Raw genomic sequence first — 22,987 nt, 5'->3', positions numbered from 1 at the left:
CCCTCGTGCGACCCCTGTGGTCGACGGGGGTTTTTTCGTGTCCAGGCCCGTACTCGCACCACCGATAGTCCGACTTCCCAGCAATCGCCCCGGATCCCGCGCCAGCCCCACGAGAACACTCCGACCCACGAGGCAGAACCGATGACCAGCGCACCATCGCGGCCCACCCCGGCCGCAGCGAACCCTGGGACGGCCGCCGCCACCGCGCAGCCTGCCCGGCCCAAGCCCGCGCCGCCGACCGGAACACCCGTCCGGGTGACCGGAGCGCAGTCGCTCGTCCGCTCGCTTGAGGCCGTCGGCGTCGAGATCGTGTTCGGCATCCCCGGTGGCACCATCCTGCCCGCCTACGACCCGCTGCTCGACTCGACCAAGCTGCGCCACGTGCTGGTCCGCCACGAGCAGGGCGCCGGTCACGCGGCGACCGGGTACGCGCAGGCCACCGGCAAGGTCGGCGTGTGCATGGCCACCTCGGGCCCCGGCGCGACGAACCTGGTCACCCCGCTGGCCGACGCCAACATGGACTCGGTGCCGATCGTGGCCATCACCGGCCAGCAGACCCGCGGCCTGATCGGCACCGACGCCTTCCAGGAAGCCGACATCTGCGGCATCACGCTGCCGATCACCAAGCACAACTTCCTGGTCACCGACCCCGCCGACATCCCGCGCACCATCGCCGAGGCGTTCCACCTGGCCAGGACCGGCAGACCCGGCCCGGTGCTGGTGGACATCCCCAAGGACGTGCTGCAGGAGACCACCTCGTTCAGCTGGCCGCCGGAGCTGCGGCTGCCCGGCTACCGGCCGACCACCCGCCCGCACGGCAAGCAGGTCCGCGAGGCCGCCAAGCTGCTCTGCGCGGCCAAGCGCCCGGTCCTCTACGTCGGCGGCGGCGTGATCAAGGCGGACGCCTCCGCCAAGCTGCTGGAGCTCGCCGAGCTGACCGGCATCCCGGTGGTCACCACCCTGATGGCGCGCGGCGCCTTCCCCGACTCGCACCGCCAGCACCTGGGCATGCCCGGCATGCACGGCACCGTGCCCGCTGTCGGCGCCATGCAGCGCTCGGACCTGCTGGTCGCCCTCGGCGCCCGCTTCGACGACCGGGTCACCGGCGTGCTGGACAGCTTCGCCCCCGACGCCGCGATCGTGCACGCCGACATCGACCCGGCCGAGATCTCCAAGAACCGCCGCGCCGACGTGCCGATCGTGGGCGACTGCAAGGAGATCCTGGTCGAGCTGATCGCCGCGGTGAAGGCCGAGCGGGCCAACGGCGTCGCCGACATCACCGCGTGGTGGGCGCTGCTCGACGAGTGGCGCGGCACCTTCCCGCTGGGCTACGAGTGGCCCAGTGACGGAACCCTGTCGCCGCAGTACGTCATCGAGCGCATCGGCGCCATCGCCGGACCCGAGGCTGTCTACACCGCGGGCGTCGGCCAGCACCAGATGTGGGCCGCGCAGCACGTGCGCTACGAGAACCCGCGCACCTGGCTCAACTCCGGCGGCCTGGGCACCATGGGCTACGCGGTGCCCGCCGCCATGGGCGCCAAGTTCGGCAGGCCGGAGGCGGTGGTCTGGGCCATCGACGGCGACGGCTGCTTCCAGATGACCAACCAGGAACTGGCCACCTGCGCCATCGAGGGCGCGCCGATCAAGGTCGCGGTCATCAACAACGGCAACCTCGGCATGGTCCGGCAGTGGCAGAACCTGTTCTACAGCGAGCGCTACTCCCAGACCGACCTGGGCACCCACAAGCACCGCATCCCCGACTTCACCCTGCTCGCCGAGGCGCTGGGCTGCGCCGGTCTGCGCTGCGAGACCAGGGACGACGTCGACTCGGTGATCCACCGCGCGATGGCCATCAACGACCGCCCGGTCGTGGTGGACTTCGTGGTCGGCAAGGACGCCCAGGTGTGGCCGATGGTCGCCGCCGGGACCGGCAACGACCACATCATGGCCGCCCGCGGCATCCGGCCGCTGTTCGACGAAGCGTGACCCGGCGGACCTGAGGAGGACCGAGCCCATGACGAAACACACCCTCAGCGTGCTGGTGGAGAACAAGCCGGGCGTGCTGGCCCGGGTCGCCGGGCTGTTCTCCCGGCGCGGGTTCAACATCGACTCCCTGGCCGTCGGCCCGACCGAGCACCCCGACGTGTCCAGGATGACCATCGTGGTCGCCGTCGAGGACCTGCCGCTCGAGCAGGTCACCAAGCAGCTCAACAAGCTGATCAACGTGATCAAGATCGTCGAGCTCGAGGCGACCGCCGCGGTGCGCAGGGAACTGCTGCTGGTCAAGGTCCGCGCCGACGCCACCGTGCGCAGCCAGGTCCTGGAGACCGTGCAGCTGTTCCGCGCCAAGGTGGTCGACGTGTCCCCGGAGGCGCTGACCATCGAGGCCACCGGCACCGCGGACAAGATAGAGGCGCTGCTGCGCATGCTGGAGCCCTACGGCGTCCGCGAGATGGTCCAGTCCGGCATGGTCGCCATCGGCCGAGGCCCCCGCTCCATCACCGCGACCGCCGTTCGCTGATCTATCCCTAAGTTCACTGGCTTCCGCCAGGTACCGCCAGAAAGGCAGACACAACTCCCATGTCCGTCGAGATCTTCTATGACGCCGACGCCGACCTCGGCATCATCCAGGGCCGCAAGGTCGCCGTCATCGGCTACGGCAGCCAGGGCCACGCGCACGCGCTGAGCCTGCGCGACTCCGGTGTGGACGTCCGCATCGGACTGCCCGAGGGGTCCAAGTCCCGCGCCAAGGCCGAGGAGCAGGGCCTGCGGGTGCTCACCCCGGCCGAGGCGTCCGCCGAGGCCGACCTGATCATGATCCTGGCGCCGGACACCAAGCAGCGCTTCATCTACGCCGACGACATCGAGCCCAACCTCAACGACGGCGACGCGATCTTCTTCGGGCACGGCTTCAACATCCGCTACGACCTGATCAAGCCGCCCGCCAACGTCGACGTCGCCATGGTCGCCCCCAAGGGGCCCGGCCACCTCGTGCGCCGCCAGTTCGTCGACGGCAAGGGCGTTCCCGCGCTCATCGCCGTGCACCAAGACGCCACCGGCGGCGCGCAGGCACTCGCCCTGTCCTACGCCGCGGCCATCGGCGGTGCCCGCGCGGGCGTCATCAAGACGACGTTCACCGAGGAGACCGAGACCGACCTGTTCGGCGAGCAGGCCGTGCTCTGCGGCGGCGCCTCCGCGCTGGTGCAGACCGGCTTCGAGGTGCTGACCGAGGCGGGCTACGCCCCGGAGATCGCCTACTTCGAGGTGCTGCACGAGCTCAAGCTGATCGTCGACCTGATGTACGAGGGCGGCATCGCCCGCCAGCGCTACTCGGTGTCCGACACCGCCGAGTACGGCGACCTCACCCGCGGCCCGCGCGTGATCACCCCCGCGGTCAAGGCGGAGATGAAGAAGATCCTGGGCGAGATCCAGGACGGCACCTTCGCCCGCGAGTGGGTGGCCGAGGACGAGAGCGGCCGGGCGAACTACCAGCGGCTCCAGGAGGAGGGCGCGAAGCACCCGATCGAGGAGACCGGGGCCAAGCTGCGCGGCCTGATGTCCTGGGTGGACCGGCCGATCACCGAGACCGCCTGACGGACAAAGCGAATCGAGGAGGGGACGGTGTCCGATTCCTGGGCACCGGTCCCCTCCCCTTGTCAGAAGTCCGGTTCGGTGCCCAGCGTGATCAGGGCCGCTGGCGCCAGCTCCGGGGCGAACGAGTAGCCCGGGAAGCCGCCCCAGCGGACGGACTCCCGCAGGTACTCGACCAGCGTGACGCCCTCGCGGCCCGCGACACCGCGCAGCACCGGGTCGGCGACCAGCGACGGCAGTTCCAGGTCCTGGGTGCCGCCGGGGACGTTCGCCTTCTTGCGCTCGTCCGGCGCCATCGGGAAGACGAACCCGGGCTCGCCGCCGTACTCGTCCCAGTCCGCGGCGAGGGTGTAGGCGCTCGGCAGGCACAACGGGTCCGGGTACTCGGGTCCAGGCGGTTGCCCGCGGGGCACCGGCTCCAGGTGGTAACTCAGCAGAAGCGCCTCGCAGTCGCCGGTGAACCACACCCGGCCGACCCGGCGCAGGCACGCCTCCAGCGCGAATGGCAGGCCGACCTTGTCCGCCAGGGTGTCCGCTAGCGCGATGGCGCCCTCGGTCGGCGGCTCGTGCGGCTCCACCCCGTCCGCCGACACCCAGCCCAGGTCCGGCAGCGCCGCGGCGATCCGCGCCACGTCCTGCCCGACCCGGATCATCGTCTCGTCGGCGACGGCGGCCACGTCCTCGGCCAGCGCGTCGGGCACCGGCCCCAGGGCGCGCAACTCCGCCCACACCGCGACCCGCTCGCCCCGCAGGTAGCGCCGGAAGTACGAACTCACCCGGGTCACGTTACGCACCGCGACCGGTCCGGGACGCCAGCGACACGGTGCGTGCGGGCGCGCTGGTGGCCTGCGGTATACCTGATCCCCGGCAGGAACCCCGCCACCCCCACCGAGGAGACGTGATGGACAGCGCACCCATCTACGACGACAAGGCCGAGATCCGCGGCAACCTGGACCTGGCCAAGGCCGAGTGGCAGCGCGCCGCCGAGCCCGACGCCGACCCCGACGGCGAGTACGTCGAGATCGCCTTCGTCCCGCACGACGACGGCAAGACCTACATCGCCATGCGCAACTCCAAGTTCACCGGCCCCGACGACACGGTCCTGGTCTTCACCGAGTCGGAGTGGGACGCCTTCGTCGAGGGCGCCAAGGCCGGGGAGTTCGACGAGCCGTGGTGACCCCACCCGGCGAGGACCCCGGCCGACCCACCCCGGTCTGGATCCCCCCGGAAGCCCTCGCCGCGGCGGGCAAGACCCCACCTCGCGCCACCCCACCGGCCGACAGCGGCACGGCACCACCGACGTCCGGCCCCGCGGGCACACCTCCGGGCGCACCGGCCATCGCGTCGACCGGGAACCCCGCGGGTGCGTCAGCCCCGGGAGGAGATGACCTGCCCTCCCGCGTGACACCACAACGTCCGGTCGCCACCGTGGCGCCCCGGCCCGAGGACGAACCCGGTCAGACCGAGGCCATCCAGCACCCCACGGTCGCCCTCCGCCGAGCGCCTCCGCTGGGGTGGTCGGCCGAGTCGGGTGTCACCTCGGGGAACCTTCCGGCGCCGGTGCCCGTGCCCGGATCCGGTCCGCGGGCTGGTCATTCGGGCAGGCTGCCCGTGCCAGGCGCGCCTACCGACACCGGTCGACAGCCTCCGGTGGATCGTGGTCAGGTGCCCGCGCGGCCAGGCGACCCCAGGCCTGTGGCGCCGTTCCCGCCACGGGGGTCGGGTCACGCGCCTGGGACATCCGGCCAGTTCGGGGCTCCCGTGCGCGACACCGGGGCGCAGCCGCCACGGCCTGTTCCCGGTGGTGATGTGCGACAACCGATTCCGCCGACGATGGGCAGGTCGCCAGGGGCGGTGTCGCAGCCGTTCCCGGCCCAGCCGCCGCGTCCGCACGGACAGCCGCACCAGACCGGGCCGCAGCCGGTGCTGCCGCCTGCTGGACCGCCGGACACGTCGCGGCCTGGGTTTCGCCCGGTTGGGCCATCTCGCCCCGATATGTCCAGTTCTGCTTCTCCTCCAGTAGCGCCACCTCGTCCCGGGGCGTCGAGTGGCAGCTTCTCGCCGGTAGTCCCGCCTCGACCGCCCGCCTCGCCGCGTCCTGCCCCAACTCCTCCCGCATCGCCCAGGAACAACCCCACGGTCGCGCTCTCGCGCCGCGAGCCACCGCCAGGCTTCCCGCCGCTGGCCCAGGCGCCGCCCCCGTTGGAGGCGTTCGGGCAGGGGGGTTTCGGCCCGACCGGGTCCGGGGGCTACCCCACCGGCAGCACGCCCATGCCGCTGCGGCCGGCTCAGCCTGATGATCTGCCGACCGTCAAGGATCAGGTGCGCAAGCGGCCTGCGTACCTGGTCGAGGGGGACGACGACGAGATGTTCGGCAACGACGAGTTCACCGCTCCGCCCGTCATCGGGGAGTGAGCGGGGGGTGGCGAAACACTGCCATGTCACCTGCCTCACCCTCGGGTTGAACGGTTCAGTGGCGCGCCTAGACTGAGCTGCCTTGGGTTACAGCGCCGTAACCACGTCCCTCGCCGAGCCAGCCCAGGAGCCGCAGCGTGACCAGTACGAGCCGCCCCGTCGTCCTCATCGCCGAGAAGCTCGCGCCGTCCGTGTTGGAGGTGTTCGGCGCGGAGTTCGAGGTCCGCCAGGTCGACGGCACCGACCGCCCCGCGCTGTTGGCCGCGGTGTCCGGCGCGGACGCGCTGCTGGTGCGCTCGGCCACCCAGGTCGACGCCGAGGTGCTCAAGGCGACCGACACGCTCAAGGTGGTGGCCCGCGCCGGGGTCGGCCTCGACAACGTCGACGTGCCCGCCGCGACCGACCGGGGGGTGCTGGTCGTCAACGCGCCCACCTCCAACATCGTCTCCGCCGCCGAGCACGCCGTCGCGCTGCTGCTCGCGGTCGCCCGCCAGATCCCGGCCGCGAACCAGACGCTGCAGGATCGGACCTGGAAGCGCGGCGCGTTCTCCGGTGTCGAGCTGCTCGGCAAGACCGTGGGCGTCGTCGGACTCGGCAAGATCGGGCAGCTGTTCGCCCAGCGCCTGGCCGGGTTCGGCACCACCCTCATCGCCTACGACCCGTACGCCTCCGCCGCGCGCGCCGCGCAGCTGGGCATCGAGCTGGTCGAGCTCGACGAGCTGCTGGCCCGCGCCGACGTCATCTCCGTGCACCTGCCCAAGACCCCGGAGACCAAGGGCCTGATCAACGCCGACGCGCTGGCCAAGACCAAGCGCGGCGTGCTCATCGTCAACGCCGCCCGCGGTGGTCTGATCGACGAGGACGCGCTGGTCGACGCGGTGCGCAGCGGCCAGGTCGGCGGCGCGGGCGTGGACGTGTTCACCCAGGAGCCCACCACCGAAAGCGTGCTGTTCGGCGTGCCCGGCATCGTCGTGACCCCGCACCTGGGCGCCTCCACCGGCGAGGCGCAGGACCGCGCGGGCACCGACGTGGCGCACTCGGTGCGGTTGGCGCTGCGCGGCGACTTCGTCCCGGACGCGGTCAACGTGGCCGGTGGCGCCGTCGGCGAGGAGGTCCGCCCGTACCTGCCGCTGGTGCAGAAGCTGGGCACCGTGCTCTCCGCGCTCGGCGGCAAGGCGCCCACCTCGATCACCGTGCTCGTCCGCGGCGAACTGTCCACTGAGGACGTCTCGATCCTGCCGCTCGCCGCGCTGCGCGGGGTGTTCGCGGGCATCGTCGAGGACCAGGTGACGTTCGTGAACGCGCCGCGCCTGGCCGAGACCCTCGGGGTGACCGTCGAGGTCGCCAAGGAGAGCGAGAGCCTCAACCACCGCAGCGTGGTGACCCTGCGCGGGGTCTACCCGGACGCCTCGGTGGTGACCGTCAGCGGCACCCTGTCCGGCCTCGGCCAGGTGGAGAAGCTGGTCGAGGTGCACGGCAGGTCCTTCGACCTGCGCGCCGAGGGCGTCGTGCTGCTGCTGGAGTACCCGGAGCGCCCGGGCGTGATGGGCACCGTCGGCACCCTGCTCGGCGAGACCGGCATCAACATCGACGCCGCGCAGATCAGCCAGACCTCCGGCGGCGACGCGGTGATGCTGCTGCGGGTGGACCGGGTGGTCGACCAGTCGGTGCTGGAGTCCATCGGCGCCTCGGTCGGCGCCACCCTTGTGCGCTCCGTCGACTTCGGCTGAGCCTGCCCTCCTGCTCGACCCCGGGGAGAACACAGTGCGCTCGGTCGACTTCGGCTGAGCCTGCCCTCCTGCTCGACCCCGGGGAGAACACAGTGCGCTCGGTCGACTTCGGCTGAGCCTGCCCTCCTGCTCGACCCCGGGGAGAACACAGTGCGCTCGGTCGACTTCGGCTGAGCGGGCCTCACCTACTACCAGCTCCGCGGCGCGCCCGGGTCGTCCACGGGCTGGGACGCCCGGCACGCGGTGAACGGTGCCCGGATCGGTTGGTCGACAACCGATCCGGGCACCGTTCGTGTCAGCCGGGGGGCGCTGTGACCACGAATCGCCACCCAGAGGGGTGGCGAGATGCGGCGACCGGACGACTTCCCGGTAGCCTTCCCTCGACTACCAGGCCCTGACAGTTCGGGCCGATATCCGGGAGGTGTGTGCATGCGGCTCGCGGTGATCCCAGGTGACGGGATCGGGCCGGAAGTGATCGCCGAGGCACTGAAGGTGCTCGGTGAGGTCGTTCCGACCGCGGAGATCACCCGATACGACCTCGGCGCGGCGCGGTGGCACGCGACCGGGGAGCTGCTGCCGGAGTCCGTGCTCGCCGAGTTGCGCGAGCACGACGCGATCCTGCTCGGCGCGGTCGGGGACCCCTCGGTGCCCAGCGGCATCCTCGAGCGCGGCCTGCTGCTGCGGCTGCGCTTCGAGCTCGACCACCACGTGAACCTGCGCCCGGCGCGCCTCTACCCCGGCGTGAAGAGCCCGATCGCCGACCCAGGCGAGATCGACATGATCGTCGTCAGGGAGGGGACCGAGGGCCTCTACGCTGGCAACGGTGGACTGTTGCGAAAGGACACTCCGCACGAGATCGCCACCGAGGTGAGCGTCAACACCTCCTTCGGCGTCGAGCGGGTGGTGCGCGACGCGTTCACCCGCGCCTCCGCCCGCCCCCGCAAGCACCTCACGCTCGTCCACAAGACGAACGTGCTGACCCACGCGGGTTCGCTGTGGTCGCGGGTGGTGGAGGAGGTGTCGCTGCAGCACCCCGACGTGACGGTGGCCTACCAGCACGTCGACGCGACCACCATCCACATGGTCACCGACCCGACCAGGTTCGACGTGATCGTCACCGACAACCTCTTCGGCGACATCCTCACCGACCTGGCCGCGGCCGTGACCGGGGGCATCGGGCTGGCCGCCAGCGGCAACCTCGACATCACCCGGCGCAACCCGAGCATGTTCGAGCCGGTGCACGGCAGCGCGCCGGACATCGCGGGCCAGGGCATCGCCGACCCGACCGCCGCCGTGCTGTCGGTGGCGCTGCTGCTCGACCACCTCGGCGAGGTGGAGGCGGCCAGGCGCATCGAGGCCTCGGTCGCCTTCGACCTGGCCACCCGCGACCACGGCTCGCCCGGCGGCACCTTCGCCATCGGCGACCGGTTGGCCGCGCTGGTCTCGTCGAACGCCAAGACCGGCTAGGGAAGCACTCGATCCACGCGCGACGGCCGCCCCGGTCCTGCCGGGGCGGCCGTCGGCGTTTGCGGCCACTAACCGCTCCCAGTCGATGGGACGGCGGGTCCGTGGAGTGGACCGGGGCGAGTCCACTGTGCCACTATCGGTGCATGGCTTCCGTTGTCATCATTATTGACCGGCGCGCTGGGTAGCTCCTCTTCCGAGCCCAGCGCGCAGACCTCTCGCACCTTCGCGGGGGGTCTTTTTGTTTGCCAGGAATCCCCACCGCCCACCCGAGAACCCGGCAGCACCAAGGAGCGCAGCACCGTGACCAGCCCAGCCCGATCGGTTCCCGCGGGCACCCCGCTCGGCGACACCTTCCACGTCTACGACACGACCCTGCGCGACGGCGCCCAGCGGGAGGGCATCTCCTACTCGGTGGCCGACAAGCTCGCCGTGGCGCGGCTGCTGGACGGGCTCGGCGTGGGGTTCATCGAGGGCGGCTGGCCGGGCGCGATGCCCAAGGACACCGAGTTCTTCGCCCGCGCCGCGGCGGGGGAGCTGGACCTGCGCCACGCCGCGCTCGTCGCGTTCGGCTCGACCAGGCGCGCGGGCACCACCGCCGCGCAGGACCCGCAGGTGCGCGGGCTGCTCGACTCCCAGGCGCCCGTGGTGACCCTGGTGGCCAAGTCCGACCGCAGGCACATCGAGCGCGCGCTGCGCACCGACGTGGCCGAGGCGGTGGCCATGGTGCGCGACACCGTGGCGTTCCTGGTCGCCGAGGGCCGCAGGGTGTTCCTCGACGCCGAGCACTTCTTCGACGGCTACGCCTTCGACCCGGACACCTCGCTGCGGGTCCTCACCGCCGCGATGGAGTCCGGCGCGGACGTGGCCGTGCTGTGCGACACCAACGGCGGCCAGTTGCCGCTGGGCCTCGCCGAGACCGTCGGCGAGGTCATCGCCCGCACCGGGTTCCGGGTGGGCATCCACTGCCAGGACGACACGTCCTGCGCGGTGGCCAACAGCGTCGCGGCGGTACAGGCTGGCGCGAGCCACGTCCAGTGCACCGCGAACGGCTACGGCGAACGGGCAGGCAACGCCGACCTGTTCGCCGTCATCGGCAATCTCGTGACCAAGCTCGGCATCGACGCGTTGCCCACCGGCGCGCTCGCCGAGCTGACCCGGGTCTCCCATGCCCTTGCCGAGATCGCCAACATCGCACCCGACACCCACCAGGCCTATGTCGGGTCGTCGGCCTTCGCCCACAAGGCGGGCCTGCACGCGAGCGCGATCAAGGTCGACCCGGTGCTCTACAACCACCTCGATCCGGTCACCGTCGGCAACGACATGCGGGTCCTGGTCACCGAGATGGCCGGTCGGGCCAGCCTCGAGCTCAAGGGACACGAGCTCGGGGTTGACCTGGCAGGCAGGCCGGAAGCGGTCACCAACGCGCTGCGCAAGGTCAAGGACCTGGAGGCGCGCGGCTGGTCGTTCGAGGCGGCGGACGCCTCCTTCGAACTGCTGCTGCGCGAGGAGATCGCGGGCATCGACCCCACCGAGGCCGACCCGGTCACCCCGTTCGAACTGGAGTCCTACCGGGTCATCCTCGACCACGACCGCGACGGCTCGGTGGTGTCCGAGGCGACGGTGAAGGTCAGGGTCAACGGCCAGCGGGTCATCGCCACCGCGGAGGGCAACGGCCCGGTGCACGCACTCGACGCCGCCCTGCGCACGGCCCTGTCGCCGCACCTGCCGTGGCTCGACGAGGTGGAGCTCACCGACTACAAGGTCCGCATCCTCACCTCCGGCGGCGGCCCCCGGGGCACCGACCACGGCACCGACGCCGTCACCAGGGTCCTGGTCCAGTCCTCCGACCGCGAACGCGAGTGGACCACCGTCGGCGTGCACGGGAACATCGTCGAGGCGAGCTGGCTGGCCCTGTGCGACGCACTGGCCCACAAGGCGATGCGCGTCCGCGCCACCCTCTCTTCTTGAGCCGCGGAACCGGCCTCGGCGGTTGGGCTTAGGGTGGGGACGTGCGTATCGCTCGAATTGCCCATCCTGATGGCGTCGCGTTTGTCACTGTCGAGGGGGATGAGGGGGCCGAGGTCGCTGCCGAGGTCGCCGAGCACCCGTTCGGCAAGCCCACGTTCACCGGGCGGCGGTGGCCGCTGGCCGACACCAGGTTGTTGGCGCCGATCCTGCCGAGCAAGGTCGTGTGCGTCGGCAAGAACTACGCCGACCACGCGAAGGAGATGGGTGGGCAGGCGCCCGCCAACCCGGTGATCTTCCTCAAGCCGTCCACCACCGTCATCGGGCCGGGTGCGGCGGTCAAGCTGCCGCCCGACTCGTCCCGTGTGGACTTCGAGGGGGAGTTGGCGGTGGTCATCGGGATGCCGTGCCGGGACGTGCCCGCCGCGCGGGCCAAGGACGTGGTGCTCGGCTACACGATCGCCAACGACGTCACCGCGCGCGACCAGCAGCACGCCGACGGCCAGTGGACCAGGGCGAAGGGGCACGACACGTTCTGCCCGCTCGGCCCCTGGATCACCACCGGCGTCGACGCCGACGACCTGCGCCTGCGCACCACCGTCGACGGCGAGCTCAAGCAGGACTCGCGCACCTCGCTGCTGCTGCACGACATCCCCAGCGTCATCGAGTGGATCTCCCATGTCATGACCCTGCTCCCCGGCGACGTCATCCTCACCGGCACCCCGGCAGGCGTGGGCCCGATCACCGCCGGCCAAGAGGTCGCGGTCACCATCGAGGGCCTAGGCACGCTCACCAACCCCGTCGCCAACCGCTGACCAAGCCCACCCAGATGCTCGATGGGGCGGACTTGTTTCGCGTGGGGGGACGGCGCCCGTAGCGTCGTTCGCGGACAGGGCCATGCTTTTCGGCCCCTGCTTTGCGGTCCTGCCACGGGTGTCGTAGGGGCCCCGCGCGAAACAAGTCCGCCCCATCGAGCCCCCCACCCCCAGCCAGACGACGCACCCGACCACCCCACCCAGCCCGCGCACTCCAGCTAGAGGGAGAAGTCACCCGTCTGGGTGGATTCCAGCTCAGCGAGCTGCCCTGCGGGCGAAGTCCGGCGTCGACTCGGTGATCACACCCCGCCCGACGAGCTGCGCGGGCAGCCACTGCAGCAGCGGCACCCGCGCCATCACCCGCAGCGCCAGCGGCGGCTTGGTCGACCCCGCGATGTCGACCCGGCCCTCCAGCGCGGGGCGCAGCGCCTTCTCGTGGATGACCCGCTGCATGGTCTGCACCAGCACCGTCGGCAGCAGCCGCCTGCGCCGCACCCGCGCCAGGTCCGAAGTGGACACCGTGCCCGCGCGCAGCGGCCTGGCCAGCACCGCGGCGGCGGCCACCGCGTCCTGCACCGCCAGGTTGATCCCGACCCCGCCCGCCGGTGACATGGCGTGCGCGGCGTCACCGAGGCAGAGCAGCCCGTCGACGTGCCAGCGGGTGAGCCGGTCGAGCTTCACGTCCAGCGTCTTCACCTCGTCCCACGAGCCTACCGCGTCGACCCGGTCGGCCAGCCACGGCAGCACGGCCGCCAGGTCCCGCAGCAGGTCGGTCACCGGCCCGTTGCGCGCCACCGGGTCCGAGCCCTTGGGGATCAGCGTGGCCACCTGCCAGTAGTCGCCGCGGTCGATCAGCACGCTCGCCCGCCGCGGGCTGAGCACCGGCACGATGCCCGCCGGGTCGCTCTCGGCGCGCGGCACCCGGAACCACCACACGTCCATCGGCGTGGTGAACGACTTGGGCACCAGGTGCGCCTCGGCGCGCAGCCGCGACCCCCGCCCGTCGCAGGCGATCACCAGGTCGGCCTCGACCGCGCCGGTGTCGCCGTCGCTGGTGCGGTAGTCGACGCCGGTGACCTTGCGGCCGCTCCAGCGCAGGCCGACGGCCTCGGTGTTGCGCCGCAGGGTGAAGGTGGGCTCCTCGGCCGCCGCGCCCGCCAGCAGGTCGAGCAGGTCCCACTGCGGGACCATCGCGATGTGGTTGTTCGGCCCGCGCAGCGCCTTGAGGTTGGCCACCCGCAGCGCGCCGCCGCGGAAGGGCACCTGCACCTGCTCGACGAGCCGGTGCGGCAGCGCGCGGAAAGCCGGTCCCAGGCCGAGGTCGTCGAGCAGGTCGAGCGTGGGCGGGTGGACCGTGTCGCCGCGGAAGTCGCGCAGGAAGTCCCCGTGCTTCTCCAGCACCGTCACCTCGACGCCGCCGCGCGCCAGCAGCAGCCCCAGCACCATCCCCGCGGGCCCGCCGCCGACCACGCACGCCGTCGTCCTGGTTGTCGCTCCCATGACCCCTCCCCGATTTCAACACTGGTTGAATAAGACGAGCATGCACCCGCCGCGCCCGCCGGTCAAGCGGGATCGGCTGTTCGGGTCAACCGCCGCGGACCAGGTCGGGCGGCCGGGAAGTGTCCACCCGGGACCCGCCGGTGTCCGCTGTTGGTCACCTCGACGACCGAGGTGGTGGTGGCGGGCGCGCCAAATGGCCACAGTGGACAGTGGTGGCGGCGCGCAGTCGCCCGCTTCCTTTGGGTGACCGCGCTGGTGGCGAACCCCGATCCGGTCGCGGGCCGGGAGGTGCTGTCCGGCGGGCCTGGACAGCCAAGCGGCACAAGGCTTTCGGCCCTGTTCGCGCGGGCGGGCCACCCCGTACGGTGTCCGCACCAGGTCGGGGCCGCGGTGTTGGCCGAGGGTGATCGCCCTCTCACCCGATTGCCCGGCGGACGCCGCGTAACGAGCGCGGACCGCGGCGCGATTAACGGGGATTTGGCTCTGTACCGCGGGCTTCGCGCTTGACCGTGTCAGAAGCCCAAACATCACCTGGGCAGACGAATCGGCGGGCGCGCTCGGAGATCTAGCCTCGCTGGATGACTTCCGCGCTCGTGCCAGCACCGTCCACATCAGCCGGTCCTGGGCGGGTGGTGGCCAACAGCGGGCACGAGCCGCCGGCGATCGACGCGATCTGCCTGGACATCGACGACACCCTGATCGACTTCACCGGCTCGGCCCGCTCCGCGCTCTCGGTGGTGATCGGCTCGGTCCCGATCGGCCTGGTCCCGGTCGGCGGCGACGACCTGTGGCCCGCCTGGCAGCGGGTCACCGAGGAGCACAGCGCGCTGTGCGTGGCGGGCGAGCTCGACTACGACGCGATGCGCCACGCCCGCACCAAGGCCTTCCTCGCCGACCTCGGGCGCGACCTCGACGACGATACCGTCGCCGCGCTCGAGGACCGCCGCCTCGCCCAGATGAGCCGCGCCTGGCGCCCCTTCCCCGACGTGGTGCCCTGCCTGGACTGGCTGCGCGCCGCCGGTCTGCGCCTGGCCGCGGTCACCAACGCCTCCGGCCCCCGCCAGCGCGAGCGCCTCGCGAGCCTCGGCCTGGAGCGCTTCTTCGACGCCGTCGTCAGCGCGGGCGAGCTCGGCGCGGCCAAACCGGACCCCGTGATCTTCCACACCGCCTGCGACCGACTCGGCGTCACCCCCGCCACCACCGCCCACATCGGCGACCGCCTCGACCACGACGCCCAGGGCGCCCGCGACGCGGGCCTGCACGGCATCTGGCTCGACCGCGCCCACACCCCCGCCCCACCCACCCCCGGCATCCCCGTCATCGACACCCTCGCCGACCTGCCCGCCCTCCTGGTCACCGAGTACCGCACACCCACCGTGACCAGCACCTCCACCCTCCCCGTCCCCCGACGGTAGGGGTCGATTTCTCGATCACCGGGGTTGTGGTCTAACATCTTCCCCGGCACGCAGGAACGCCCTGGACCCCTCGCGGGACCAGCGCAACTCGGCGAGCCATTGGGGTATGGTGTAATTGGCAGCACGACTGATTCTGGTTCAGTTAGTCTAGGTTCGAGTCCTGGTACCCCAGCCAGAGAGACAAAAGATCACCCTGCTAGAGTCTCTCCCGGCGGAAACGCCAAGCACCACCAGTTCCACACAACTGAATACGAAAGTTCCTGGCCCCGTCGTCTAGCGGCCTAGGACGCCGCCCTCTCAAGGCGGTAGCGCGGGTTCGAATCCCGTCGGGGCTACGTAAGAGGTGGAAGAGGCCTGCTCGGATGCTTGTGCATCCTTGCGGGCCTCTTTCGTCATTACACCTGGGGGGCGACCCCCAGACCCCCACGGTGCGGTGGTTGCGGGTGTGCGCACCGGGCGGTGGATGTGGGTCGAGGACGGAAAGATCACAAGCGGCAGGCCCAAGCAACGTTGGCCAACCACCCGGCCCTCACAGACGTTGGCCCCAACGTGCCCCTCACAGGCGTTGGTCCCCACGTGCCCCTCTGCAACGTTGGTCCGAAAGCGCTCCTCGGAGTCGCTGGTGCCAAGTCGGCTCGATGGGGCGGACTTGTTTTGTGTGGGGGAGCAGTGGCCGTAGCGTCGTTCGCGGACAGGGCCATGCTTTTCGGCCCCTGCTTTGCGGTCCTGCCACGGGTGCTGTCGGGGCCCCGCGCAAAACGAGTTCGCCGCATCGAGCTTGGCTCGTAACTCGCGCTCCAGTGCAATGCCGAAGGCGAGCCGTCACCCCCGCGATGCCGAAGGCGAGCAGTGTCCCTTGCCCCAAGGTAAAGAGAAACGCCTGCGGAGGTGGGCCGCAGGCGTGAGGGGTGGGGAGAAGGTGAAGGGCTAGAGCCGGTTCTGCAGCGCGTCCGCCGCAGCCAACAGGTCCGCCGCCCACCGCGACCCAGGCCGCCGCCCCATCCGATCAATGGGCCCGGACACCGAGACAGCCGCCACCACCGCCCCCGAAGCATCCCGCACCGGCGCGGAAACGCTGGCCACACCAGGTTCGCGCTCAGCCACGCTCTGGGCCCACCCGCGGCGGCGCACCTCCAGCAGCGCGCGCTCGCCGAAGACCGCGTCGGCCAGCAGGCTGCGCTGCGTCGCCGGATCGGCCCACGCCGCCAGGACCTTCGCGCCGGAACCGGCGGTCATCGGCAGCCGCGCGCCGACCGGGACGGTGTCGCGCAGGCCGCTGGGCGGCTCGGCGGAGCACACGCAGATCCGGTGTAGACCATCGCGGCGGTAGAGCTGCACGCTCTCGCCGGTGCGGTCGCGCAGCCGGGGCAGCACGGCCGTCGCCGCGTCCAGCAGCGGGTCGGTCGCGCCGCCCGCCAACTCGGCCAGCGCGGCGCCCGGCCGCCACCTGCCGTCGCTTCCCCTGCGCAGCAGGCGATGCACCTCGAGGCCGACCGCGAGCCGGTGCGCCGTCGCCCTCGGCAGGCCGGTCTTGACGCACAGCTCCGCCAGCCCGCAGGGCTCCTTCGCGACCGCCTGCAGTACGGCCATTGCCTTGTCCAGAACTCCGATGCCGCTATGCTGTCCCACGTCTCGATACTACTTTCCCGTTATGTGGGAAGTCCAGTCCGTGGGAAGCAGTGGTGATCAGCGGTGGCCAAAACGCTCGCCGAGAAGGTGTGGGACCGGCACGTCGTGCGCAGGGGCAGCGGTGCCGAACCCGACCTGCTCTACATCGACCTGCACCTCGTGCACGAGGTGACCAGCCCGCAAGCCTTCGAGGGTCTTCGCCTGGCCGGGCGGCCGGTGCGCAGGCCCGACCTGACGATAGCGACCGAGGACCACAACGTCCCGACAGTTGGGATCGACCTCCCGATCGCTGATCCGGTGTCGCGCACCCAGGTCGACACGCTGCGCCGCAACTGCGCGGAGTTCGGCGTGCGGCTGCACCCGATGGGCGACGCGGAGCAGGGCATCGTGCACGTGGTCGGCCCGCAGCTCGGCCTGACCCAGCCCGGGATGACGGTGGTGTGCGGCGACAGCCACACCTCCACCCACGGCGCGTTCGGCGCGCTGGCGTTCGGGATCGGCACCTCCGAGGTCGAGCACGTGATGGCGACCCAGACGCTGCCGTTGCGGCCCTTCAAGACCATGGCGGTCACCATCACCGGCGAGCTGCGCCCCGGTGTCACCGCCAAGGACATCATCCTCGCCGTCATCGCCAAGATCGGCACCGGCGGCGGGCAGGGCTACGTGCTCGAGTACCGCGGCGAGGCCATCGAGAAGCTGTCGATGGAAGCCAGGATGACCGTCTGCAACATGTCCATCGAGGCGGGCGCGCGGGCCGGGATGATCGCCCCCGACGACACCACCTTCGCCTACCTCCAGGGCCGCCCGCACGCGCCGAGCGGCGAGCTGTGGGACACCGCCGTCGCCGACTGGCGCGGGCTGCGCACCGACGACGGCGCGGTCTTCGACGCCGAGGTCGTGCTCGACGCCGACGAGCTGACCCCGTTCGTCACCTGGGGCACCAACCCCGGCCAGGGCCTGCCGCTCTCGGCGCGGGTGCCCGACCCCGAGCAGATCGTCGACGAGAACGAGCGGGTGGCCGCGGAGAAGGCCCTGTCGTACATGGACCTCGTCCCGGGCACCCCGCTGCGGGAGATCTCCGTCGACACCGTCTTCCTCGGCTCCTGCACCAACGGCCGCATCGAGGACCTGCGCGCCGCCGCCGACGTGCTGCGCGGCCACCGGGTCGCCGACGGGGTGCGGATGCTCGTGGTGCCCGGCTCGATGCGGGTCAAGGCGCAGGCGGAGGCCGAGGGCCTGCACGAGGTGTTCCTCGCCGCGGGCGCCGAGTGGCGGCAGGCGGGCTGCTCGATGTGCCTGGGCATGAACCCCGACCAGCTCGCCCCCGGCGAGCGCAGCGCGTCCACATCGAACCGCAACTTCGAGGGCAGGCAGGGCAAGGGCGGGCGCACCCACCTGGTGTCGCCGCTGGTCGCGGCCGCGACCGCCGTGCTCGGCACCCTGTCATCACCGGAAGACCTGGTCACCGCGGGTGCGGCCACCGCCGCAGCGGCCGAGAACTGAGGGGTAGCACTGATGGAGCCGTTCACCACCCACACCGGCGTCGGGGTGCCGCTGCGCCGGTCCAACGTGGACACCGACCAGATCATCCCGGCGGTCTACCTCAAGCGGGTCACCCGCACCGGGTTCGAGGACGGGCTGTTCGCCGCCTGGCGCTCCGACGAGCACTTCGTGCTCAACCAGGAGCCCTACCGGGCAGGCAGCGTGCTGGTCGCCGGTCCGGACTTCGGTACCGGGTCCTCCCGCGAGCACGCGGTCTGGGCGCTGTCGGACTACGGGTTCCGGGCCGTGCTCTCCACCCGCTTCGCCGACATCTTCCGCGGCAACGCGGGCAAGGCGGGCCTGCTCGCCGCCCAACTGGAGCAGTCCGACATCGAACTGTTGTGGAAGTTGCTCGAAACCGAGCCCGGCACGCAGGTCACCGTCGACCTGCGGGAGAAGACCGTCCGCGCCAAGGACTTCACCGCGCCGTTCGCGGTGGACGACTACACCCGCTGGCGGCTGCTCGAGGGCCTCGACGACATCGGCCTGACACTGCGCGAAGTGGCCGCGATCGACGAGTTCGAGCAGGCCAGGGCCGATTACCTGCCTGTCACAACACCCCTGGCCTGACCCGCCGTCGCCCGGTTCGCAATCCCCTTCGCACACCGGGGATCCGGCCGCGCCGACCGTCGGTCCGCACCTGACAACCCATCTCGCACACCCCGTTCGCGGCCCCCCGCGACGCCCGAAAACCTCCGGTTCGACCCCCCGCGGGGGGTGGAGCCCGCATGCGGCAAGGAAAAATCGGGCGCGTCGCGTGGAAATCGCGCGCCATTAGGCCTATCTTTGCCAGAAGTCGGCTGATTCGGCCGTGAACGGCAGTGTGGCTCTCTTACGGAGGACTGAAGGGTGAACAAGGCCCAACTCATCGAGGCGTTGACCGAGCGCCTTGGCGACAAGAAGGCCGCAGGCGCTGCGGTCGACGGTCTCGTCGACGTGATCGTTCGCACGGTCAACAAGGGCGAGAAGGTGAACATCACCGGCTTCGGTGTGTTCGAGAAGCGCGCGCGTGCGGCCCGCACCGCCCGCAACCCGCGCACCGGCGAGACGGTGAAGGTCAAGAAGACCAACGTCCCCGCCTTCCGCGCGGGCACGATGTTCAAGGAGGTCGTGAGCGGGGCCAAGAAGCTGCCCAAGGTCGCGGCCACCAAGAGCACCGCGGGCACCACCGCCCGCGCCACCACCGCCACCCGGGGCGCGGCAGCCACCACGACCCGGGCCGCGAGCACCCGGGCGACCGCGGCGAAGCCCGCGGCGGCGACCACGCGCAGCACCACCACGCGCACCCGCGCGGCGGCGGCGAAGCCCGCGGCAGCGGCGGCGGCGACCACCACCGCGCCGAAGACGACGCGGACCCGCGCCACCGCGGCGAAGCCCGCGGCCACCGCGACCAAGGCGGCGGCGGCACCGAAGACCACGGCGGCGAAGACCACCGCGGCGAAGAAGACCACCACCGCGGCGGCGAAGACCACCGCCGCGAAGAAGACGACGGCCGCCAAGAGCAGCACGCCTCGGGCGACCGCCAAGGCCACCAAGAAGTAGGACGGCCACCGGCGCCTGGACCGGCCCGCTCGGGGCGGTTCAGGTCGCGTCTTCACTGGTGTTGAGCACATCGCGAGAGCCCCGCACGCTTCCCCCGTGCGGGGCTCTCGCGTGTCCGCGTCCACCCCGGTCCGTCCGACCGCGACACCGGCGCTGACCTGCTCGGTTGCTCTGTCGCGCACTATTGCGCGCGGGTGTCCGGGGGATAGCGGCACACAACGGTTTCCGCGGCCGCCGGGAGCGCTTTCGCGTGGCCGTCGAGAGTTCTCACCGGCCTTCGGGCGAACAGGCGCGGCGGCGCCATTGCACCCGTTCGGGGTGGGGTGTCAGGCGGTCTGGATGTGGTCGGCGGCGACCACCCGGTCACCCGCGAAGGACAGCACCCAGACACTGCCCTTGCGGGCACGCACATCCGAGACACCGGTCAGCGCGGTCACCACGTCCGGGATCACCCCGCCCTGGCTGCACACCACCGGCGTGCCGCCCGCGGCGGCGATCCGCAGCAGCGCCGCCGTTCCCGAGCCGTGCTCGCGGTGCACGGGCTCGGACAGCTCCGGGGCGGGTTCCACCGCGACCCCCAGCGCCGCCGCCAGCGGCGCCACAGTCGCCGTGCAGCGCAGGTTCGGCACCGACACCACCCGGTCCGGTCCGAACAGCGGCAGCAGGCCCGTCAGGGCCTCGACCTGCCGCAGTCCCAGCGCGGACAGCGGGCGCTGGTCGTCGGGTCCCGGCCACTCGCGCTTGCGGCCCGCGTGCGCGTGCCGCACCAGCAGGACCGTCGTGGTCGCCGCGGGCGCGGCGGTGAACCGCTCCAGCACCACCCGATCGTGCGGGTAGGTCAGCAGCGGCGCCGCCTCGTCGACCGGCAGCCAGCGCAACCGGTCGACCTCGTCGTTCGGCTCGAACTCCCCGCTGACAGCGCGCGCGGCGAAGTACTCGACCGTCTTGTGCCCGTCCGGCACGGAGTACTCGACCCTGGCGAGGTGGCGGCCGAGCGCGGCGGCGAACCCGGTCTCCTCGGCCACCTCCCGCACCGCGGCGGCGTGGACGGTCTCCCGCCGGTCCAGCTTGCCCTTGGGCAGGCTCCAGTCGTCGTAGCGCTGCCGGTGCACCACCGCCACCTCGGTGGCCCCACCGGGGTCGGTGGACGGTCGCCACAGCACCGCTCCCGCGGCCCGAACGTGCACCGGGCTCAGCCGAGCGCGTGGTGGCTGGCGAGCAGCTCGGCCTGGTGGTCGCGCACGGAACTGCCGTCGGCGGGGGAGGGCACCCACTCCCCGCCCGGGGTCAGCACCCAGCATCGGGTGGACGGGTCGAGCGCGGAGTCGAAGATGGTGTCCAACTGGGCGGTCAACCTCGGATCGGTCACCCGGACCTGCACCTCCACCCGCCGGTCGAGGTTGCGGTGCATCATGTCCGCGCTGCCGATCCAGCGCTCGTCGGCGCCGACGAAGTGGAAGATCCTGGAGTGCTCCAGGAACCGGCCCAGGATCGAGCGGACCCGGATGTTCTCGCTGAGCCCGGGGATGCCCGGCTTGAGCGCGCAGATCCCGCGCACCACCACCTCGACCGGCACACCCGCCTGCGACGCCCGGTACAGCGCGTCGATGACCTGTTCGTCCACCAGGGAGTTCATCTTGATGCGGATGCCCGCGGCCTTGCCCTCGCGCAGCAGCGACACCTCGCGCTCGATGCGCTCCACGATCCCGCGCCGCACACCGTAGGGCGCGACCAGCAGGCTGCGGTACTCGTCCTGGCGCGCGTAGCCGGTGAGGACGTTGAACAGGTCGGTGAGGTCCGCGCCGATCGACGGCTCCGCGGTGAGCAGGCCGACGTCCTCGTAGAGCCGCGCGGTCTTGGGGTTGTAGTTGCCCGTCCCGATGTGGCAGTACCGGCGGATCGTGGACCCCTCCTGGCGCACCACCAGCGAGGTCTTGCAGTGCGTCTTGAGGCCCACCAGGCCGTAGACCACGTGCACGCCCGCCTTCTCCAGCTGCCGCGCCCACTTGATGTTGGCCTGCTCGTCGAAGCGCGCCTTGAGCTCCACCAGCGCCACCACCTGCTTGCCCGCCTCGGCCGCGTCGATGAGCGCGTCCACGATCGGCGAGTCACCCGAGGTGCGGTACAGGGTCTGCTTGATCGCCAGCACGTGCGGGTCGCCTGCCGCCTGCTCGACGAAGCGCTGCACGCTGGTGGAGAACGAGTCGTACGGGTGGTGCACCAGCACGTCGCCCTCCCGCAGCGTCGCGAAGATGCTGCGCGGGGTCTCCCGCTCGCCGAACGCGGGGTGCGTCGCGGGGCGGAACGGCGGGTCCTTGAGCTCCTTGCGGTCCACGCCGTAGAGCTGCCACAGGCACGACAGGTCGAGCAGGCCGCGCACCACCACGACGTCGTTGGGGTGCACCTCCAGCTCGCGCAGCAGCAGTTCGAGCATGTGCTCGCTCATGTCGTCGGCGACCTCCAGGCGCACCGACGGCCCGAACCGGCGCTGCGCCAGTTCCCGTTCCAGCGCCTTGAGCAGGTCCTCGTCGCGGTCCTCCTCGACCTCGAGGTCGGCGTTGCGGGTGACCCGGAAGGCGTGCTGCTCGATGACGTCCATGCCGGTGAACAACGTCGGCAGGTGCGCGGCGATGAGTTCCTCCAGCGGCAGGAACACCGCGACCTGCTCGTCGGCGCTGCGGTCGATCGGCACCAGCCGCGGCACGTTGTCCGGCACCTTGACCCTGGCGAAGCTCTCCCGGCCGGTCTCCGGGTTGCGCACCGTCACCGCGAGGTTGAGCGAGAGCCCGGAGATGTAGGGGAACGGGTGCGCCGGGTCGAACGCCAGCGGCGTCAGCACGGGGAACACCTGGTCGCGGTAGTACGCGGCCAACCTCTTGTGCTCGTCCGCGGTCAGCTCGGTCCAGCTGGCGATGCTGATCCCGCGCTCCCGCAACGCCGGGCGCACCTGCTCGGCGAAGACCCGGGAGTGCCGCTCGACCAGGTCCTGGTTGCGCTTGGAGATGTAGCCCAGCTGCTCGCGCGGGGTCAGCCCGTCCGCGCTGCGCACCGACAGGCCGGTCTCGTTCCTGCGCTTGAGGCCCGCGACCCGCACCATGTAGAACTCGTCGAGGTTCGAGGCGAAGATGGCCAGGAACTTGGCCCGCTCCAGCAGCGGCTGCGAGGCGTCCTCGGCCAGCGCGAGCACCCGGCCGTTGAAGTCCAACCAGGACAGTTCCCGGTTGAGGTAGCGGTCGTCGGGCAGGTCCGTCTCGGTGGCCGCCGGGGTGACCGCGGGCGGCGCGGACGGTGCCCGGTGCGACTCGGCGCCCTCGGCGGCGTCCGGGGTCGCGTCGGTGTCGCCGCTGGTCGGCAGGGCCTGGTCCGTGCTGCTCTC

Annotated in this window: 17 protein-coding genes and 2 tRNA genes; 14 read left to right on the top strand and 5 right to left on the bottom strand. The window is 71.6% G+C overall.

What is annotated here, in order from left to right:
• Positions 1–141 precede the first annotated feature (141 nt).
• From BMY07_RS09705 to ilvC, 3 genes are read left to right on the top strand one after another with little or no spacing between them, the layout of a single operon-like run.
• The gene (locus BMY07_RS09705; protein ID WP_092776689.1) at positions 142–1,986 is read left to right on the top strand and encodes an acetolactate synthase large subunit; all 1,845 of its coding nucleotides are present in this window, start codon (positions 142–144) and stop codon (positions 1,984–1,986) included.
• Positions 1,987–2,014: 28 nt separating this feature from the next.
• Positions 2,015–2,521 carry an acetolactate synthase small subunit gene (gene ilvN / locus BMY07_RS09700; protein WP_092776687.1) on the top strand — a complete coding sequence of 169 codons (507 nt, stop codon included), beginning with the start codon at positions 2,015–2,017 and terminating at the stop codon, positions 2,519–2,521.
• 59 nt (positions 2,522–2,580) lie between these two features.
• Complete coding sequence (gene ilvC / locus BMY07_RS09695; RefSeq protein WP_092776686.1) at positions 2,581–3,594, top strand: ketol-acid reductoisomerase; 1,014 nt, start codon at positions 2,581–2,583, stop codon at positions 3,592–3,594.
• Positions 3,595–3,656: 62 nt separating this feature from the next.
• On the opposite strand, the gene BMY07_RS09690 is transcribed toward ilvC, so the two are convergent.
• On the bottom strand, positions 3,657–4,367 hold the full coding sequence (locus tag BMY07_RS09690) for a hypothetical protein (RefSeq protein ID WP_143073420.1): 711 nt from the start codon (positions 4,365–4,367) through the stop codon (positions 3,657–3,659).
• Positions 4,368–4,492: 125 nt separating this feature from the next.
• On the opposite strand from BMY07_RS09690, the gene BMY07_RS09685 reads away from it, so the two are divergent.
• The 5 genes from BMY07_RS09685 (at position 4,493) to BMY07_RS09665 (ending at position 11,983) form a co-directional block, all read left to right on the top strand.
• Positions 4,493–4,768, top strand: a complete 276-nt coding sequence (locus BMY07_RS09685) for a DUF397 domain-containing protein (RefSeq protein ID WP_092776682.1) — start codon at positions 4,493–4,495, stop codon at positions 4,766–4,768.
• A 1,375-nt stretch (positions 4,769–6,143) separates the two neighbouring features.
• Entirely contained in the window at positions 6,144–7,736 is a 1,593-nt protein-coding gene (serA, locus tag BMY07_RS09680) for a phosphoglycerate dehydrogenase (protein WP_092776680.1), read from the top strand.
• Positions 7,737–8,165: 429 nt separating this feature from the next.
• Positions 8,166–9,203, top strand: coding sequence for a 3-isopropylmalate dehydrogenase (locus BMY07_RS09675; protein ID WP_092776678.1), 1,038 nt, complete (start codon positions 8,166–8,168; stop codon positions 9,201–9,203).
• Between the two features lie 300 nt (positions 9,204–9,503).
• Positions 9,504–11,171, top strand: a complete 1,668-nt coding sequence (gene cimA / locus BMY07_RS09670) for a citramalate synthase (protein ID WP_092776676.1) — start codon at positions 9,504–9,506, stop codon at positions 11,169–11,171.
• A gap of 41 nt (positions 11,172–11,212) precedes the next feature.
• Positions 11,213–11,983 (top strand): fumarylacetoacetate hydrolase family protein, encoded by a 771-nt coding sequence (locus tag BMY07_RS09665; RefSeq protein WP_092776674.1) that lies wholly within the window; start codon positions 11,213–11,215, stop codon positions 11,981–11,983.
• Positions 11,984–12,238: 255 nt separating this feature from the next.
• Here the strand turns inward: BMY07_RS09665 and BMY07_RS09660 are convergent, their stop codons facing one another.
• The gene (locus tag BMY07_RS09660; protein ID WP_092776671.1) at positions 12,239–13,483 is read right to left on the bottom strand and encodes an FAD-dependent oxidoreductase; all 1,245 of its coding nucleotides are present in this window, start codon (positions 13,481–13,483) and stop codon (positions 12,239–12,241) included.
• Positions 13,484–14,061: 578 nt separating this feature from the next.
• Here BMY07_RS09660 and BMY07_RS09655 point away from each other — a divergent pair.
• The 3 genes from BMY07_RS09655 to BMY07_RS09645 all read left to right on the top strand — a co-directional run bounded on the left by BMY07_RS09655 (position 14,062) and on the right by BMY07_RS09645 (position 15,233).
• Positions 14,062–14,898, top strand: a complete 837-nt coding sequence (locus BMY07_RS09655; RefSeq protein WP_177215511.1) for an HAD family hydrolase — start codon at positions 14,062–14,064, stop codon at positions 14,896–14,898.
• A 100-nt stretch (positions 14,899–14,998) separates the two neighbouring features.
• Positions 14,999–15,073, top strand: a tRNA-Gln gene (locus tag BMY07_RS09650).
• Positions 15,074–15,160: 87 nt separating this feature from the next.
• Positions 15,161–15,233: transfer RNA gene (locus tag BMY07_RS09645), tRNA-Glu, on the top strand.
• A 592-nt stretch (positions 15,234–15,825) separates the two neighbouring features.
• Here BMY07_RS09645 and BMY07_RS09640 read toward each other — a convergent pair.
• A complete protein-coding gene (locus BMY07_RS09640; protein ID WP_177215510.1) occupies positions 15,826–16,527 on the bottom strand; it encodes an IclR family transcriptional regulator in 702 nt (233 codons plus the stop codon).
• A gap of 63 nt (positions 16,528–16,590) precedes the next feature.
• Between BMY07_RS09640 and leuC the strand changes: the two genes are divergently transcribed.
• The 3 genes from leuC (at position 16,591) to BMY07_RS09625 (ending at position 19,611) form a co-directional block, all read left to right on the top strand.
• Positions 16,591–18,030, top strand: a complete 1,440-nt coding sequence (gene leuC / locus BMY07_RS09635) for a 3-isopropylmalate dehydratase large subunit (protein ID WP_092776667.1) — start codon at positions 16,591–16,593, stop codon at positions 18,028–18,030.
• Between the two features lie 12 nt (positions 18,031–18,042).
• Positions 18,043–18,639: a 3-isopropylmalate dehydratase small subunit gene (gene leuD / locus BMY07_RS09630; RefSeq protein ID WP_092776665.1), complete on the top strand. Its 597-nt coding sequence runs from the start codon at positions 18,043–18,045 to the stop codon at positions 18,637–18,639.
• Between the two features lie 279 nt (positions 18,640–18,918).
• Complete coding sequence (locus tag BMY07_RS09625) at positions 18,919–19,611, top strand: HU family DNA-binding protein (RefSeq protein WP_092776663.1); 693 nt, start codon at positions 18,919–18,921, stop codon at positions 19,609–19,611.
• A 326-nt stretch (positions 19,612–19,937) separates the two neighbouring features.
• On the opposite strand, the gene BMY07_RS09620 is transcribed toward BMY07_RS09625, so the two are convergent.
• Both BMY07_RS09620 and BMY07_RS09615 read right to left on the bottom strand, forming a co-directional pair.
• The gene (locus BMY07_RS09620; RefSeq protein WP_425426256.1) at positions 19,938–20,798 is read right to left on the bottom strand and encodes an NUDIX hydrolase; all 861 of its coding nucleotides are present in this window, start codon (positions 20,796–20,798) and stop codon (positions 19,938–19,940) included.
• Positions 20,799–20,803: 5 nt separating this feature from the next.
• The gene (locus BMY07_RS09615) at positions 20,804–22,966 is read right to left on the bottom strand and encodes an RNA degradosome polyphosphate kinase (protein ID WP_092777310.1); all 2,163 of its coding nucleotides are present in this window, start codon (positions 22,964–22,966) and stop codon (positions 20,804–20,806) included.
• Positions 22,967–22,987 lie beyond the last annotated feature (21 nt).

The organism is Actinokineospora terrae (assembly GCF_900111175.1).
Lineage (GTDB): Bacteria > Actinomycetota > Actinomycetes > Mycobacteriales > Pseudonocardiaceae > Actinokineospora > Actinokineospora terrae.
Note: the sequence above shows the minus strand (reverse complement) of the source record. Positions and strands in the feature narration are given on the sequence as shown.

What these genes read in the sequence shown, in the direction of transcription:
- BMY07_RS09705 (WP_092776689.1), top strand. Translation starts at nt 142, where the DNA reads ATGACCAGCGCACCATCGCGGCCCACCCCGGCCGCAGCGAACCCTGGG.
- ilvN (WP_092776687.1), top strand. Translation starts at nt 2,015, where the DNA reads ATGACGAAACACACCCTCAGCGTGCTGGTGGAGAACAAGCCGGGCGTG.
- ilvC (WP_092776686.1), top strand. Translation starts at nt 2,581, where the DNA reads ATGTCCGTCGAGATCTTCTATGACGCCGACGCCGACCTCGGCATCATC.
- BMY07_RS09685 (WP_092776682.1), top strand. Translation starts at nt 4,493, where the DNA reads ATGGACAGCGCACCCATCTACGACGACAAGGCCGAGATCCGCGGCAAC.
- BMY07_RS09675 (WP_092776678.1), top strand. Translation starts at nt 8,166, where the DNA reads ATGCGGCTCGCGGTGATCCCAGGTGACGGGATCGGGCCGGAAGTGATC.
- BMY07_RS09660 (WP_092776671.1), bottom strand. Translation starts at nt 13,483, where the DNA reads ATGGGAGCGACAACCAGGACGACGGCGTGCGTGGTCGGCGGCGGGCCC.
- BMY07_RS09655 (WP_177215511.1), top strand. Translation starts at nt 14,062, where the DNA reads ATGACTTCCGCGCTCGTGCCAGCACCGTCCACATCAGCCGGTCCTGGG.
- leuD (WP_092776665.1), top strand. Translation starts at nt 18,043, where the DNA reads ATGGAGCCGTTCACCACCCACACCGGCGTCGGGGTGCCGCTGCGCCGG.